Annotated in this window: 15 protein-coding genes; 9 read left to right on the top strand and 6 right to left on the bottom strand. The window is 63.3% G+C overall.

Features of this window, described 5'->3' with window-relative positions; translation table 11 throughout:
- The first annotated feature begins 131 nt into the window (after positions 1 to 131).
- Complete coding sequence (locus AC0L26_RS14500) at positions 132 to 1,505, top strand: malonyl-CoA decarboxylase (protein ID WP_473633129.1); 1,374 nt, start codon at positions 132 to 134, stop codon at positions 1,503 to 1,505.
- Positions 1,502 to 3,028: a malonate--CoA ligase gene (locus AC0L26_RS14495; protein WP_473633128.1), complete on the top strand. Its 1,527-nt coding sequence runs from the start codon at positions 1,502 to 1,504 to the stop codon at positions 3,026 to 3,028. The genes AC0L26_RS14500 and AC0L26_RS14495 overlap by 4 nt, the downstream gene beginning before the upstream one ends.
- Positions 3,029 to 3,043: 15 nt before the next feature.
- Here the strand turns inward: AC0L26_RS14495 and nagA are convergent, their stop codons facing one another.
- The 4 genes from nagA to AC0L26_RS14475 are packed head-to-tail and all read right to left on the bottom strand — an operon-like array spanning position 3,044 to position 6,898.
- Positions 3,044 to 4,213 carry an N-acetylglucosamine-6-phosphate deacetylase gene (gene nagA / locus AC0L26_RS14490; protein WP_473633127.1) on the bottom strand — a complete coding sequence of 390 codons (1,170 nt, stop codon included), beginning with the start codon at positions 4,211 to 4,213 and terminating at the stop codon, positions 3,044 to 3,046.
- A complete protein-coding gene (locus tag AC0L26_RS14485) occupies positions 4,210 to 5,241 on the bottom strand; it encodes an SIS domain-containing protein (RefSeq protein ID WP_473633126.1) in 1,032 nt (343 codons plus the stop codon). Before AC0L26_RS14485 ends, nagA begins: the two co-directional genes overlap by 4 nt.
- Entirely contained in the window at positions 5,238 to 6,020 is a 783-nt protein-coding gene (locus tag AC0L26_RS14480) for a GntR family transcriptional regulator (RefSeq protein ID WP_473633125.1), read from the bottom strand. Before AC0L26_RS14480 ends, AC0L26_RS14485 begins: the two co-directional genes overlap by 4 nt.
- Positions 6,017 to 6,898, bottom strand: a complete 882-nt coding sequence (locus AC0L26_RS14475) for a glucosamine kinase nucleotide-binding domain-containing protein (protein ID WP_473633124.1) — start codon at positions 6,896 to 6,898, stop codon at positions 6,017 to 6,019. The genes AC0L26_RS14480 and AC0L26_RS14475 overlap by 4 nt, the downstream gene beginning before the upstream one ends.
- A 142-nt stretch (positions 6,899 to 7,040) precedes the next feature.
- Between AC0L26_RS14475 and AC0L26_RS14470 the strand changes: the two genes are divergently transcribed.
- From AC0L26_RS14470 to AC0L26_RS14440, 7 genes are all read left to right on the top strand, one after another.
- The gene (locus AC0L26_RS14470; protein WP_473633123.1) at positions 7,041 to 7,472 is read left to right on the top strand and encodes a hypothetical protein; all 432 of its coding nucleotides are present in this window, start codon (positions 7,041 to 7,043) and stop codon (positions 7,470 to 7,472) included.
- Between the two features lie 2 nt (positions 7,473 to 7,474).
- Positions 7,475 to 8,734, top strand: coding sequence for an ABC transporter substrate-binding protein (locus tag AC0L26_RS14465; RefSeq protein WP_473633122.1), 1,260 nt, complete (start codon positions 7,475 to 7,477; stop codon positions 8,732 to 8,734).
- 241 nt (positions 8,735 to 8,975) lie between these two features.
- On the top strand, positions 8,976 to 9,899 hold the full coding sequence (locus AC0L26_RS14460; RefSeq protein ID WP_473633121.1) for a carbohydrate ABC transporter permease: 924 nt from the start codon (positions 8,976 to 8,978) through the stop codon (positions 9,897 to 9,899).
- Between the two features lie 10 nt (positions 9,900 to 9,909).
- A complete protein-coding gene (locus AC0L26_RS14455; RefSeq protein WP_354490026.1) occupies positions 9,910 to 10,749 on the top strand; it encodes a carbohydrate ABC transporter permease in 840 nt (279 codons plus the stop codon).
- The gene (locus AC0L26_RS14450; RefSeq protein ID WP_473633120.1) at positions 10,746 to 11,213 is read left to right on the top strand and encodes a DUF4304 domain-containing protein; all 468 of its coding nucleotides are present in this window, start codon (positions 10,746 to 10,748) and stop codon (positions 11,211 to 11,213) included. The genes AC0L26_RS14455 and AC0L26_RS14450 overlap by 4 nt, the downstream gene beginning before the upstream one ends.
- A 1-nt stretch (position 11,214) precedes the next feature.
- Complete coding sequence (locus AC0L26_RS14445) at positions 11,215 to 12,270, top strand: Gfo/Idh/MocA family protein (RefSeq protein WP_473633119.1); 1,056 nt, start codon at positions 11,215 to 11,217, stop codon at positions 12,268 to 12,270.
- Positions 12,271 to 12,301: 31 nt separating this feature from the next.
- Complete coding sequence (locus tag AC0L26_RS14440; protein ID WP_473633118.1) at positions 12,302 to 13,300, top strand: ABC transporter ATP-binding protein; 999 nt, start codon at positions 12,302 to 12,304, stop codon at positions 13,298 to 13,300.
- A gap of 209 nt (positions 13,301 to 13,509) precedes the next feature.
- On the opposite strand, the gene AC0L26_RS14435 is transcribed toward AC0L26_RS14440, so the two are convergent.
- Both AC0L26_RS14435 and AC0L26_RS14430 read right to left on the bottom strand, forming a co-directional pair.
- The gene (locus tag AC0L26_RS14435) at positions 13,510 to 14,355 is read right to left on the bottom strand and encodes a fumarylacetoacetate hydrolase family protein (RefSeq protein WP_473633117.1); all 846 of its coding nucleotides are present in this window, start codon (positions 14,353 to 14,355) and stop codon (positions 13,510 to 13,512) included.
- 31 nt (positions 14,356 to 14,386) lie between these two features.
- Complete coding sequence (locus AC0L26_RS14430) at positions 14,387 to 15,118, bottom strand: SDR family oxidoreductase (RefSeq protein WP_473633116.1); 732 nt, start codon at positions 15,116 to 15,118, stop codon at positions 14,387 to 14,389.
- Positions 15,119 to 15,180: the final 62 nt, after the last annotated feature.

Genomic DNA, 15,180 nt, shown 5'->3' with positions numbered 1-15,180 from the left:
GGTGCCACGCGCTGTCCCTTCGGCCGGCCCGACGCCGGTGCGCTTGTGCTCACGACATGCGGTCCCATATTCTCTGTCTCCATCCTTTTGCCTCGGACCCTCCCGCAGGCGCCTCTTCGACGGTCGGATCGATGAACCGCAGCCCTTTCTTCGCTGATCTGCTGAACACCATCGCCGATCGCGGCCGGATGATGCTGAATCTCGTTCGAGGCGACGAGCCCGTCTCGGCCGACAGCCTGGCGCGTCTGTGCGCCCGCCTGCTTTCCAGCCAGGGCGAGGCATCGGGCGTCGCCTATGCCCGCGAAATCCTGGAGCGCTGGCGCACCCTCGATGCCGATGGAAGGCTGGCGTTCCTGCATGTGCTGCGCGACCGTTTCGGCACCGATCATGGCAGGCTTGCCGCCGCGGTGGATGCTTATCGCGACGCGCCTGACGATCGCTCGGCACTTGCCCTGCACGACGCCGCCGAGCCGGCCAGGCAGGAGCTGCTGCGCCGCCTGAACCTTTCGCCCGGCGGTATCGAGACGCTGGTGCGCATGCGCCAGGATCTGCTTGCCCGGCTGCCAACATCTCCCGACCTCGCCATCGTCGACGCCGACTTCACGCATCTCTTGTCGTCATGGTTCAATCGCGGCTTCCTGGTGCTGCGGCGGATCGACTGGTCGACGCCGGCCAACATCCTGGAAAAGATCATCCGCTACGAGGCTGTGCACGCGATCCACACCTGGGACGATCTGCGCCGCCGTATCGAGCCCGAGGACCGGCTCTGCTATGCGTTTTTCCATCCGCAACTCGGCGACGAGCCGCTGATCTTCGTCGAGGTCGCGCTCACCCGGGTGATGCCGACGACGATCGCCGAGCTGCTGGCCGACGAGCGGCCGCTGGTGCAACCACGGCAAGCCACGACGGCGGTGTTCTATTCCATCTCCAACTGCCAGGAGGGTTTGCGCGGCATCTCCTTCGGCAATTTTTTGATCAAGCAGGTGGTCGAGGATCTGCGCCGCGACCTTCCCGGCCTGACCGATTTCGTCACGCTGTCCCCGGTGCCGGGCTTTGCCCGCTGGCTGGCCGAGCAGACCGGTCCCTCCGCCACTGAGGCGAAGGACCTCGTCGCCAACGAGGGCTGGCATGCGGACGCTGCCGTGCACGAGCGCGTGGGGCACGCCCTGCTTCCTCTTGCGGCACAGTATTTCCTCGAGGCCCGCACCGCCTCCGGCAAGGTGATCGATCCGGTCGCCCGGTTTCATCTCGGCAATGGCGCACGGCTGGAACGCATCGACCTTTTCGGCGACCTGTCGCCCCGAGCCCTGCGTCAGGCGCATGGGCTGATGGTCAATTATCGCTACAAGCTCGACGACATCGAGAAGAACCACGAGCTGTTCGCCGCCAGGAACGATGTGGCGGCCGCGCCCGCCGTGCGCCGTCTGCTGCCGAAACCGGCGAGGCCGGCGGCGCCGCGGCTGCCGGTGCAACCTCAAGGGGATGGGGACGTGAGGGACATATGAGCAACCATTTGTTCGACGCTTTCCGCGCCCGCATGCCGGCGCCCGAGCATCTCCTGATGGAAACGGATGACGGGCGCTCGATCACCTATGGCGATATGCTGGCGCGGTCGGCGCAACTGGCCCACGCGCTGCTGCAACTAGGCGTCGAACCCGGCGACCGCGTCGCCGTCCAGGTCAAGAAGAGCCCGCAGGCGGTCCTGCTCTATCTCGCCTGCCTGCGCGCCGGTGCGGTCTTCCTACCGCTCAACACGGCCTACACACTGACCGAGCTTGAATACTTCTTCGGCGATGCCGAGCCGCGGCTGGTCGTCTGCGATCCGGCACGGGCAGCCGATATCGAGACCTTGGCGGGGGCATCGGGCGCTATCACAGTCACGCTCGGCGGCAATGGCGAAGGGTCGCTGATGGATCAGGCCTCGCAGCAGTCTTCGGACTTCCACGACGTGGCGCGCGGAGCGGACGATCTGGCGGCGATCCTCTATACGTCGGGAACGACTGGCCGCTCGAAGGGCGCCATGCTCAGCCATGAGAACCTCGCCTCAAATGCGCGCGTGCTGGTCGACCGCTGGCGCTTCACTGCCGCAGACGTCCTGATCCACGCGCTGCCGATCTTCCACACGCATGGCCTCTTCGTCGCTACCAACGTCGTGCTGATGGCCGGCGCCTCGATGCTGTTCGAAACCAAATTCGACCCCGCCCGCATCGTCTCGCTGCTGCCGCGCGCCACCGCGCTGATGGGCGTGCCGACCTTCTACGTGCGCCTGCTGCAGCAGGACGGCTTGAACCGCCAAGCGGCCAAAAACATCCGCCTGTTCGTTTCCGGCTCGGCGCCGCTGCTGGCTGAGACGCACAAGGCCTGGCGCGAGCGCGCCGGCCATTCGATCCTCGAGCGCTACGGCATGACCGAGACCAACATGAACACTTCGAATCCCTATGATGGCGAGCGGCGCGCCGGCACGGTCGGCTTTCCCTTGCCTGGCGTAGCGCTTCGTATCGCCGACCCCGAGAACGGCGAAACGCTTGCCAAGGGCGAGGTCGGCATGATCGAGGTGAAGGGCCCCAACGTCTTTGCCGGCTATTGGCGCATGCCGGAAAAGACCAAGGCGGAATTCCGTGACGACGGCTTCTTCATCACCGGGGATCTTGGCCTGATCGACACCGACGGCTATCTCCATATCGTCGGGCGCGGCAAGGATCTGATCATCTCCGGCGGCTACAACATCTATCCGAAGGAGGTCGAGAGTGAGATCGATGCGCTGCCCGGCATCGCCGAAAGCGCTGTGATCGGCGTTGCCCATCCGGATTTCGGCGAAGGCGTCACGGCGATCGTGGTGCGGACGCCGGCCTCGGCCGTCACCGCGGCCGATATTATCGGCGCTATCGCGGGGCGGATTGCCAAATACAAGCATCCAAAGCGGGTGATCTTCGTCGACGAGCTGCCGCGCAATACGATGGGCAAGGTGCAGAAGAACCTGCTGCGCGAAACCTACAAGGATCTCTACGCGCCGGCCAAAGCCGGCTGACGCAAGAGGTTGCACTCAGTTGGCGACGGCTCCGAAAACCTTGTCGCCTTCTATCCAGACGCCCTTGACGTCCAGTTCATCCGACAGCGCAACGATATCGGCGGCGGTGCCGTTGGCGAAGCGCCCAAGCCGATGCGCCTGGCCGATCGCCTGTGCCGGATAGAGCGAGGCCATACGCAGCGCTTCCGAAAGCTCCAACCCGACAATGCGGTGGACGAAGCGCACGGCGGCGATCATGTCGAGATCGGCGCCTGCCAACGTCCCGTCGGCAAGCGTCAGCCTGCCGTCCTTGCGGTAGATGGTGCGGCCGTTCAGCGTGAACGAGGTCATGTCGGTGCCGATCGTCGCCATGGCGTCGGTGACCAGGAAAATTTTTGCCGGACCCTGTTTGGCCCGTAAAGCGATGGCCATGGTGGCGGGATCGACATGGAAGCCGTCGGCGATGATGCCTGCAGACAATGTGCCCATATCGATGGCCGCGCCCGCCAACCCCGGCTCACGATTGCCGATCTGGCTCATGGCATTGAACAGATGGGTGACCATTGTTGCGCCGGCCTTAGTGAACGCGCGCGCCGTGGCATAGCCGGCATCGGAATGGCCGAGGCTGACGACGATCCCGGCCTCGACCAGCGCCGAAACGCGCGTAGGGTCGACGGATTCCGGCGCTATGGTTGTCAGCAGCACCGGCAGAGCTTTCCGCGCCGCGACCAGCATGGCCTGGTCGATATCCAGCATCGGACGGATCAATGCCGGATCGTGCGCGCCTTTGCGGGCGATCGACAGATGCGGGCCTTCGAGGTGCAGGCCCAGAAAGCCCGGCATCTTTTGCCGCGCGGCCTCAGTCCCCGCGGCAACCGTCGCGGCGGTGATGTCGGGCGTGTCGGTGATCAGCGTCGGCAGCAGCGCCGTCGTGCCGAACGGCGCGTGCGCCCGGCAAATGGTTTCGATCGAGGCGACATCGGGATGATCGTTCAGCATGACACCGCCGCCGCCATTGACCTGCAGGTCGACGAAGCCGGGAGCCAGCATGCCGCCGTCGGTCTCGATACGCTCAATACCGGACGGAATGGCGCCTGCCGGAACGATGGCTTCGACGAGACCGTCACGCACGACAAGGGCCGCATCGTCATGCCAGTCGTCGCCGTCGAATATACGGGCGCCAGTCAGGGCAAAACGGTCGCTCATAGGGTTTCCGTCACCTTGCGAAGATTGGGCGGCGTGTCCGGATCGAGGCCGCGATGGCGGGCAAAGGCCTCGACGAAGCCATAGAAGGACACGATCAGCGCCAGTGGGTCGGTCAGCGGATGGCCGGTGGCGACATGCGGCAGGTGCGCAGCATTTGTCGCTTTGTCCGAAGTCACAAAAACCGCTGCCCCCTTGGCCGCCAGGCTGTCGGCGGCTTCGGCAACCGAGGGCTCGGAAGCATCGCGGGCGGCCAGCGCCAGCACCGGAAAATCAGGTCCGACCAGCGCCAGCGGGCCATGCATGACTTCCGCAGCACTATAGGCCTCGGCGTGCATGGCGCAGGTTTCCTTGAATTTCAGCGCCGCCTCATTGGCGATCGCCGCGGACGGACCGCGGCCGAGGATGAACAGCGATTTCGGTGTCTCAAGGGCGCCGGCCAGCGCCATCCAGTCGCAGGCGATCGCCTTGCGGAAATGCTCCGGCAAGCGGGCGAGTGCCGCCAGAAGCGCATCGTCACCGGTGCAATGCGCCATCAACGCGAGGCCGGCGACCGCCGAATTGACGAAGGTCTTGGTCGCTGCGACGCTGCGCTCCGGCCCGGCCAGAATGTCGATCGCATAATCGGAGGCCCGAGCGAGCGGGGAATCGGCGGTGTTGGTGATAGCGACGGTCAGCGAACCGCCGGCTCTCGCGGCTTGCGCCATGGCGACGATGTCAGGGCTCTTGCCCGATTGCGAGATGGCGAGGCAGGCCGAGCCGCCCAGCTTGAGCTTGGCGCCATAGATCGAGGCGATCGATGGGCCGACGGAAGCAACGGCAAGGCCGGCGGTCAGCTCCACGGCGTATTTCATGAAGGTAGCAGCATGGTCGGACGAGCCGCGGGCGACGGTGACGATAAAATGCGGGTCGCGCTCGCGAATGCCGCGCCCGGCCTCGGTCAGCACGGCTGCCGAACCATCGAGCAGGCGCGCGGTCGCCTCCGGGATCTCCTCGATCTCGCGCCGCATATGAGTTTTGGTTGCGCTCATGGCCGGCCCTCTTCGCCCGGCCCGCTCAGCCGGAGTTCGGCGACGAAATCATAGGCGTCGCCCCTGTAGATGGAGCGGGTGAATTCGATCACCTTGCCGCTCGCCAGATAGGAAATACGCTCGATGTGCAGCCCGGCAATGCCCGGCGGCACTTCGAGCAGCTGCGCGTCTTCGCCACCGAGATTAGTGGCGGAAATACGCTGCACCGCACGCACCGGCCGTTTACCGGTCGCTTCCAGCGCCGCGTAGAGCGACGAACCGATCGCCGCCGGGTCCGGCAGCACGCTGGCAGACAGTGCCGCGCGTTCGATCGCCAGCGGCGTGTCGTTGGCGATGCGCAGGCGCGCCACGCGCGCCACCATCTCGTTTGACGACAGGCCGAGCACCATCATCTCGTCCGGCGAGGGCGCATAGAGGCCGCGGTCGAGCCAAGCCGAACGAACAGCCATGCCGCGCCGCGCCATGTCCTCGGTGAAGGATGTCAGCCGCGACAGCGACTGCTCGACACGTTCCATACGCGGCGCGACGAAGGTGCCGGAGCCATGGCGCTGGACGAGGATGCCGCCCTTGACCAGATCCTGCACCGCCTTGCGCACGGTGACGCGCGAAATGTCTGCCTTGCTGGCGATATCGCGCTCGGACGGCAACGCGTCGCCCGGTCCGATCAGGCCGCGATTGACCGCATCCTCGATGCTCTTCCTGAGCTGCAGATAGAGCGGTGCGCCGCTTTGCGAGGACTGTTTCAGCGTGGCGAAAATCTGGTCGGCCGCCTCGCTCATCGCGCTGCCTCCGCCGCGTTCGCGAAGATACGGACTGCCATCTGCACCGCGCCGCCCAGCGCGTCGTCGAGGGGCGGCTTCAACAGCGCCCGATAGCGCGCCGACAGGCGTGGTGCATAGAGCGGCGCCAGCCCGCCGAGCAGGCAGAGCGGATCGTCGCCGTGGAGATCCAGAACACCAAGTGCGGCCTCGACATCGGCGACTGCCTTGTCGAGGATCCAGTTGGCGACGGTGTCGCCTTTTTCGGCATGGTCGAAGACCTTGGGTGCGAAGCCGCCGAAATCGCCGGGTTTGGCATTGGTGGTGAACTCGACCACATCCTCGGGATTGTCGCGGAAGGTGGCGAGCATCGCCTGCGTCAGCGGCGAACCCTGACGGATGCCGTCATAGGCAAGCAGTGTCTGTTCGAGCAGGTCGCGGCCGATGCGGGCACCGCTGCCTTGGTCGCCGACCTGGAAACCCCAGCCGCCGATGGCGCGCGACTTGCCCTGCCTGCGTGCCATATAGGCGGTGCCGGTGCCGAGGATGGCCATGGCGCCGTCACCGGAGCCGACCGCGCCTTCGAGCGCGATCTCGGCATCGGTCTCGACACGGCTTTGGCTGAACGGCAGGATGGCTTCGAGCTGCTGCCTGTAGGTGCCGACATTGGCGCCGGCGAGGCCTAGGATGGCCGGGGTTTGCGGAATCAGTTCGGGATCTTGCCCGGCGTCGACAAAGGCCTGCCGCGCCGCGTCCACGATGTTGGTCCTGGCGCCGGTGAGATCAGTGCGAATATTGGCGGCGCCGCTCTTGGCGCGGCCGACGACGATGCCGTCCGCTGTCGCAAGGGCCGCCCTGCAGCTGGTGCCGCCGCCATCGATGCCAAGCACGAAATTCACGCGATTTCTCCTCGGGGTGGATAATACCAATAAAGTACCAATAGCCAAGGATTAATTTCCGTTTCAAAAAGATTGAGGCGTATTCTATTGAAAAATCAACGAATTCCGCTGGGGAAACGGTTCCAAAGGAAGGAACTCGTTAATGCATGTGGACAAGTGGTATTTTTTTGGTATTGTTTTACGGATTGGAGGAAAGTGGATGGCCGAAACGCGCACCGAAGCGCTTCACCAGAATGCCGAGGGGCTGGACATCCAAGCCCCGAACGTCATCCTTTCCTCTCTGGCCAACGCCCAGGTCGAGGCCGCCAAGGCCGCGCGGGGCGCCATTCCCGCCCTTGCCAAGGCAGCCGAGATCATCGCCATCCGGCTGAAGAGCGGCGGCAAGTTCGCCTATACACCAATGGTCAGCTCGGGCCTGATGGCGCTCATCGCCGCCGGTGCCGATGCGGCCGAGAAGATACTGGAAGGGACCAGCCAGAAGCTGCGCCCGGCCCTTTCCGCGATCGAGGGGAGCATGGGGCGCAATGCCTCTGTTCTCAAAACCGAACCTGAAAAAGGTCAACAGGGAGACTGAGCATGACAACGAAATTACTGGCGGCACTTCTTCTCGGCACCAGCATTCTCGGCTCAGCCGGAATGGCTTATGCCCAGGACGTAACGCTCAACATCGAAAGCTGGCGTGGCGACGACCTTGCCATCTGGAAGGACAAATTGATCCCGGCCTTCGAAGCCAAGAACCCGGGTATCAAGGTGGTGTTCGCGCCGTCGGCGCCGACCGAGTATGACGCCGCACTCGGTGCCAAGCTTGCCGCCGGCTCGGCGGGTGACCTGATCACCTGCCGCCCGTTTGACAAGTCGCTGGAGCTCTTCAAGAAGGGCAACCTCGCCGACATCTCGACGCTGCCTGGCATGGAGAATTTCTCCGACGTCGCCAAGGCCGCCTGGCAGACCGACGACGGCAAGTCGAGCTTCTGCGTGCCGATGGCTTCCGTCATCCACGGCTTCATCTACAACAAGGACGCCTTCGACCAGCTCGGCATCAAGGTGCCGACGACAAATGAGGAATTCTACGCCGCGCTCGACAAGATCAAGGCCGACGGCACCTACATCCCGATGGCGATGGGCACCAAGGATCTCTGGGAAGCCGCAACCATGGGCTACCAGAACATCGGCCCGAACTACTGGAAGGGCGAGGAAGGCCGTCTGGCGCTGATCAAGGGCGAGCAGAAGCTGACCGACCCCGAATGGGTCGCGCCCTTTGCCGAACTTGCCAAGTGGAAGCCTTATCTTGGTGACGGCTTCGAGGCACAGACCTATCCGGACAGCCAGAACCTGTTCACGCTCGGCCGCGCCGCCATCTACCCTGCCGGCTCGTGGGAAATCGGCCTGTTCAACACCCAGGCGCAGTTCAAGATGGGCGCATTCCCGCCGCCGGTGCAGAAGGCCGGCGACACCTGCTACATATCCGACCACACCGACATCGGCATGGGCCTCAATGCGGCGTCGAAGAATGCGGACGCCGCCAAGACCTTCCTGACCTGGGTCGCCTCGCCCGATTTCGCCACCATCTACGCCAACGCGCTGCCGGGCTTCTTCAGCCTGAACAACACCCCGGTGAAGATGGAAGACCCGCTGGCGCAGGAATTCGTCTCCTGGCGCGACAAGTGCAAGCCGACGATCCGCTCGACTTACCAGATCCTGTCGCGCGGCACGCCGAATCTCGAGAACGAGACCTGGGTCGAATCGGCCAACGTCATCAACGGCACCGTCACGCCGGAAGCTGCGGCCAAGAAGCTGCAGGACGGCCTCGACAGCTGGTATAAGCCGGCGAAGTAAGAGCCAAGGCGGAGCGCTGCGATCTCCCCCCTCGAGGGGGGAGATGTCGCCGAAGGCGACAGAGGGGGTTGGTGGAGGCAGGCTGCGACCTGATCGTTGCTGGAAAGCACGGTCGGGATCATGATGGCGCGCTGCCTTGGCCGACCCCATTCGCTTCGCGAGGCACCCTCCCCTTGAAGGAGGGAGGCGCCGCGCCTTTTGGCGGCAATTGCAAGAAACCTGATCGGCGGGGACCGAATTCATGGCCGCAGCACCGAAACGACCGTTCCGCTGGCATATCGTCGTCTTCCTGGCGCCGGCGCTACTGGTCTATACGGCGATCATGATCCTGCCGCTGGCCGGCACGCTGCAGCTCTCGCTGTTCCGCAACATCGATCAGGCTCAGGTCTTCGTTGGGTTCGAAAACTTCCGCAGGCTGTTCGGCGATCCGAACTGGTCGGTCAATTTCTGGAATGCACTGCGCAACAACGTCTGGTTCTTCGTCATCCACATGGTTGTGCAGAACCCGATCGGCGTCCTGCTGGCCGCACTTCTGTCCAGCCCGAGGCTGAGATTCTCCGCCTTCTACCGTACGGCGATCTTCGTGCCGACGATCCTGTCCTTCGTCATCGTCGGCTTCGCCTGGAAGCTGATCCTGTCGCCGCTATGGGGCGTGGCACCGAACCTGATGGATCTTGTCGGCCTCAAAAGCCTGTTCACGCCGTGGCTGGGCAAGGAGCAATATGCGCTGACGACGCTCAGCCTGATCTCGGTGTGGCAGTTCGTCGGCATTCCGATGATGCTGATCTATGCGGCATTGCTGTCCATCCCCGATGAGGTGATCGAGGCTGCCGAATGCGACGGCATATCCGGCATGTCGCAATTCTGGAAGATCAAGCTGCCGCTGATCCTGCCGTCGATCGGTATCATCTCGATCCTGACTTTTGTCGGCAATTTCAACGCCTTCGACCTGATCTACACCGCGCAAGGCGCACTTGCCGGACCGAACTATTCGACCGATATTCTCGGCACCTTCCTCTACCGCGCCTTCTTCGGCTTCCAGTTACAGGTCGGCGATCCCAACATGGGCGCGGCGATCGCCACGATGATGTTCCTGATCATCCTTGGCGGCGTCTGCATCTATCTCTTCCTCGTCCAGACGCGCCTGCGTCGCTACCAGTTCTGAGGCGCCAGACATGAGCACGGCAACCCGCTCCCTGCCCCGCACCATCGGCGCCCATGCGGTGCTGTTGACCTATACGGTGATTGCGCTGTTTCCGGTGATCATCGTCATCATGAATTCATTTAAATCCCGCGCCGGCATCTTTGGCGCGCCGCTAACGCCGCCGACGCCAAAAACCTTCGACCTGATCGGCTACACCACCGTGATCGGGCAGGGCGACTTCATCCACTATTTCCAGAACAGCCTCGTCGTCACCGTCGCCTCGCTGTTCTTCGTGCTGTTGTTCGGCGCCATGGCCGCTTTCGCGCTGTCGGAATACCGCTTTCGCGGTAACACGATGATGGGGCTTTATCTCGCGCTCGGCATCATGATCCCGATTCGCCTCGGCACCGTCGCCATCCTGCAATTGATGGTGGCGAGCGGGCTGGTCAATACGCTGACGGCGCTGATCCTGGTCTACACCGCACAAGGCCTGCCACTGGCGGTGTTCATCCTGTCGGAGTTCATGAAACAGGTGTCCGACGATTTGAAGAATGCCGGCCGCATCGATGGGCTGTCCGAATACACCATCTTCTTCCGGCTGGTGCTGCCGCTGGTACGGCCATCGATGGCAACCGTCGCCGTCTTCACCATGATCCCGATCTGGAACGATCTTTGGTTCCCGCTGATCCTGGCGCCGTCGGAAGAGACCAAGACGGTGACGCTCGGCGCCCAGCTGTTCCTTGGCCAGTTCGTCACCAACTGGAACGCGATCCTGGCGGCATTGTCGCTGGCGATCATGCCGGTGCTGATCCTCTACGTCATCTTCTCGCGGCAACTGATCCGCGGCATTACTTCGGGAGCGGTCAAGTGAACGAGGGGCGAGACATTGTCGTCCAGAGCCTTGCCGAGACGGCAAGCCGCTATGGATTTCGAGGAGTCCGCGCCACGAATTTCTACCGAGAGTGGCCAGAGACGATCTGCTTGCTCAACCTTCAGAAATCGTCCTGGGGACCACAGTTCTATCTCAACGCCGCCGTCTGGTTTACGAGGCTCGGGCCGGAGCGCCGGCCGAAAGAGCACAATTGTCACATCCGCTGGCGTGTCAATTCGGTGATGGAAGACGAGCAATCAAAGATGCTCACGCAGGCACTCAATCTTGAGTATCCGCTGCCGGTCGAACAACGGCTTTCGATCATCAAGGGCGGAGTCGACGCCTATGGCTTCCGGCTTTTGTCCCTCTGTGACAGCGAGGACGCAGCTTTGCGGGTCGCGCGAGAATGCGGGTCACACGTAATGGTGGCGCTCGCAGCCCGCAGGCAAGAAAAGGCAGATTGAAATGGCTGAACCCCTTCGCGTCGTCGTCGCCGGCCTCGGCAATATGGGCCGCAGCCACGCGCTGGCCTATCATACCAATCCGGGCTTCGACATCGCGGCGCTGATCAACCGCTCCGACGTGCCGCTGCCGGCCGGCCTTTCCGGCTATGATATCAGGCGCTCCTTCGACGAGGCGCTGCGCGACGAAAGACCCGATGTCGCCTGCATCGCCACCTATTCCGACAGCCATTCCGACTATGCGGTGAGGGCGTTCGAAGCAGGCTGCGATGTCTTCGTCGAAAAGCCGCTGGCGACGACGGTGGCGGATGCGAAACGTGTCGTCGCGGCGGCCAAGGCCAACGGCAAGAAACTGGTGATCGGCTACATCCTGCGCCATCATCCGTCCTGGATCAGGCTGATCGCCGAGGCGCGCAAGCTGGGCGGCCCTTACGTGTTCCGCATGAATCTCAACCAGCAATCCTCCGGCCATAGCTGGGAGACGCACAAGCAATTGATGCAGACGACGTCGCCGATCGTCGATTGCGGTGTCCACTATCTCGACGTGATGCTGCAGATCACCGACGCCAGACCGGTCGAGGTGCGCGGCATGGGGCTGCGGCTGACCGATGAGATCGCGCCCTCGATGTACAATTACGGCCATCTGCAAGTGCTGTTCGACGACGGGTCCGTCGGCTGGTACGAGGCCGGTTGGGGGCCGATGATTTCGGAGACCGCTTTCTTCGTGAAGGACGTGATCTCGCCCAAGGGCTGCGTGTCGATCGTCATGAAGGAAGGTGTTCGATCCGACGACATCGACACCCACACCAAGACCTCGACCATCCGCCTGCACAGTGCGGCAACCGGCGCGGACGGTAAGTTCGTCAAAGCGGATGAGATGCTGTCGATGGAGGGTGAGCCCGGCCATCAGGATCTTTGCGATCTCGAACAGGCTTTTCTGCTCAAGGCGATCCGCGAGGATCTCGACTTGACCCGCCATATGGACGACGCGGTGAAGTCGCTCGCCGTCTGCCTTGCCGCCGACGAGAGCGTTCGCAGCGGCGCCCCGATCAGACTCTAGACCAGTCAAACTCTAGAACAGGGACGAAGCCGTGGGCTCGCTGAACATCGAGAATGTGAAGAAGGCCTTTGGGCCGGTCGAGGTGCTGAAAGGCATCAACCTCGAAGTGACCGATGGCGAATTCGTCGTCTTCGTCGGCCCCTCCGGCTGCGGCAAGTCGACCCTGCTCAGGGTCATCGCCGGATTGGAAGATTCGACCTCGGGGCGTGTGGTGATTGACGGCGCGGACGTCTCCGCAACGCCGCCGGCCAAACGCGGCATCGCCATGGTCTTCCAGACCTATGCGCTCTACCCGCATCTGACGGTGAAGAACAATATGGGCCTCGGCCTCAAGCAGGCGGGCACGCCGGCGGCCGAGATCGACCGCCGCATCGGCATCGCCTCGTCGATGCTGTCGCTGGAGCCTTATCTCCAGAGGCGGCCGGCCGAGCTGTCCGGCGGCCAGCGCCAGCGCGTCGCCATCGGCCGAGCCGTGGTGCGCGAGCCCAAGCTTTTTCTGTTCGACGAGCCGCTGTCCAACCTTGATGCAGCACTCCGCGTCAACACCAGGCTGGAGATTGCGCAACTGCATCGTCGGCTGAAGGCGACGATGATCTATGTCACCCACGACCAGGTCGAGGCGATGACGCTGGCCGACAAGATCGTCGTGCTCAACGCCGGGAAGATCGAGCAGATCGGCGGACCGATGGAACTCTACAATTCGCCGGCAAATGAGTTCGTCGCCGGCTTCATCGGCTCGCCGAAGATGAATTTCGTCGATGGTGCCAGGCTTGGTGAGACGGCCAAGACCATCGGCGTCCGGCCTGAGCATCTGACTGTCGATCCGAAATCCGGCGCCTGGAAAGGCACGGTCGTCCATGCCGAGCATCTCGGTGCCGACACCAATCTTTATCTCGATTGCGAAAAAGCCGGGCTGATCACCGTGCGCATCTTCGGCGTCTATAATGCCGAACCCGGTGCTACGCTTTATGCGACGCCGGATCCGGCAAGGACGTACCGGTTCGGGGCGGATGGCAGGGTGCTGAAGTAGCTTCGCGGCAAAGGTCGGTACTGCCCCTCATTGCCCTGCTGGGCATTCTCCCCGTTTACGGGGAGAAAGAGCTGGCCCCCGGCCTCGGAGCTCTTCCTGCACCGTTGGCGATTGGCGAAATAGTTGATGACGGCGTCCTTCTCCCCGTTCACGGGGAGAAGATGGCGGTAGCCAGATGAGGGGCTGCGCGAACCGTCGAGAATGAACTCTTATACGTCAGCCTTGAACGTCTGCTTCTGCTGACCGAGTCCCTCGATGCCGAGTTCGACGATATCGCCGGCCTTCAGGAACACTGGCGGCTTCATGCCCAGGCCGACGCCGGGCGGCGTGCCGGTCGAGATGATGTCGCCCGGATGCAGCGACATGAACTGGCTGAGATAGGAAACGAGATAGGCGACACCATAGACCATGGTCTTGGTCGAGCCGTTCTGCATCGTCTTGCCGTTGACCTTCAGCCACATCGGGATGTTCTGCGGGTCCTTCACCTCGTCCTTGGTCACCAACCATGGGCCGATCGGCCCGAACGTGTCGCAGGACTTGCCCTTGGTCCACTGGCCCTGTCGCTCGGCCTGGAAGGCGCGCTCGGAGACGTCATGCGCGACGCAGTAGCCGGCGACATAGTCCAGCGCCTCGGCCTCGGTGACATATTTCGCGGTCTTGCCGATGACCACGCCAAGCTCGACTTCCCAGTCGGTTTTGACCGAGCCGCGTGGAATCAGCACGTCGTCATCAGGTCCAACAATGGCCGAGCTTGCCTTCATGAAGATGATCGGCTCCGGCGGCACGGTGGCGCCGGTTTCGGCGGCATGATCGGAATAGTTCAGGCCGATGCAGATGAATTTGCCGGTGCCGGCGACGCAGGCGCCGATGCGCGGCTTGCCGGAAACCGCCGGAAGCGATTTCGGATCGAGCTTCGACAATGTCTCGAGCGATGCCGGATCGAGCGCCTTGCCGGCAATGTCGGTGACATGGGCGGAGAGATCACGGATCGTCCCGTCCGCGTCGAGCATGCCGGGGCGTTCGCTCCCCACTTCGCCATAGCGCAGCAGTTTCATTCATTTTCTCCTGATTGCGGCCGGAGGCCTCTTAAATCGACCAGCCACCGTCGATATTATAAGCCTGCCCCGACGTATAGGTGGCGCCGGCCAGATAGACGGCGAGATCGGCGATTTCCTCGGGTGTGCCGAGGCGGCCCATCGGCTGGCGGGCGATGAAGGCGGCGCGGGCCGCCTCGTAGTCGCCCTGCGCATGCATGCGGTCCTGCAGCGACGGGCTTTCGACCGTGCCGGGGCAGATGGCATTGCAGCGTATGCCCTTGCCGACATAGTCGGCGGCAACCGATTTGGTCAGGCCGATGACGGCAGCCTTGGTCACCCCGTAGACGAAACGGTTCGGCACGCCCTTGGTCGAACTGGCCAGCGACGCCATGTTGATGATCGAGCCGTCGCCGCGCTCAAGCATGCCGGGCAGCACGGCGCGGATGGTGCGGATCATAGAGCGGACATTGAGATCGTACGCAAAGTCGAGATCGCCGTCCTTCATCTCGAGGATCGAGCCGGAATGGACGAAGCCGGCGCAGTTGAACAGCACGTCGACGGCGCCGATCTCGGCGAAGCCGGCTTTCACCGCGTCGTCGTTCAGCACGTCGAGCTTGCGGGCCTTGATCCCGGGCGTCTTGCCAAGTTCGGCGAGCATCACCTCGTTGATGTCGGTGGCATGAACGACGGCGCCTGCCTTGGCGAAAGCCAGAGCGCTCGCTCGGCCGATGCCTTGTGCCGCCGCCGTGACGACAACGATCTTGCCTGCCAGATCCGCCATGCTTTTCTCCTCTGTGGCCGCCCGGTTTTTACCGGCACGCGGCCAGGGCGCAATGTGCCAGA

This window comes from Mesorhizobium sp. WSM4823, assembly GCF_055811195.1.
The sequence above is the reverse complement of the archived record's forward strand: the minus strand, read 5'-3'. Positions and strand labels throughout refer to the sequence as shown.